We start from the raw sequence: 711 nt of genomic DNA, 5'->3' as shown, positions 1-711 counted from the left end.
CACTCTGGAGGGAAAGCCATTTCAACTACCGGGCTGTTACCGTCTTTGGCGGGCCTTTCCAGACCGCTTCATTTATAACTTTCTTTTGTAACTCCGTATAGAGTGTCCTACAACCCCAAGAAGCAAGCTTCTTGGTTTGGGCTCTTTCCGTTTCGCTCGCCGCTACTCAGGAAATCGATTTTTCTTTCTCTTCCTCCAGGTACTTAGATGTTTCAGTTCCCTGGGTCTGCCTTCCTTACGCTATGTATTCACGTAAGGATACTATCCGACTAAAGATAGTGGGTTCCCCCATTCGGAAATCTCTGGATCAACGCTTACGTACAGCTCCCCAAAGCATATCGGTGTTAGTCCCGTCCTTCTTCGGCTCCTAGTGCCAAGGCATCCACCGTGCGCCCTTTCTAACTTAACCAATTTACTTCTACGAAGTAAAGGTTGTTTTTCTGATTTTCTGTATCAGCGATGATACTTCCAATCAGATGAAAGATTCACTTTCAGATGATTCTCGGTTACTTGTGTCATAAATAATAAATTATCTATGCTAACTTTACTAACTTTCTTATCTAGTTTTCAAAGAACAAACATACTGAGAAGTACTAACCTCTCAAAACTGAACAAATATAGAAGAACGAAAACTCACAGGTTTCCTTTTCCTTAGAAAGGAGGTGATCCAGCCGCACCTTCCGATACGGCTACCTTGTTACGACTTCACCC

General features: G+C 43.2%; 2 rRNA genes. Both read right to left on the bottom strand.

Annotated elements, in window-relative coordinates:
• Window positions 1-409 (bottom strand): 23S ribosomal RNA (locus HCJ30_RS14190); the annotation flags it as partial.
• Between the two features lie 246 nt (window positions 410-655).
• Window positions 656-711: ribosomal RNA gene (locus HCJ30_RS14185) — 16S ribosomal RNA — on the bottom strand; the annotation flags it as partial.

The organism is Listeria cossartiae subsp. cossartiae (assembly GCF_014224155.1).
GTDB lineage: Bacteria > Bacillota > Bacilli > Lactobacillales > Listeriaceae > Listeria > Listeria cossartiae.
The sequence above is the reverse complement of the archived record's forward strand: the minus strand, read 5'-3'. Positions and strand labels throughout refer to the sequence as shown.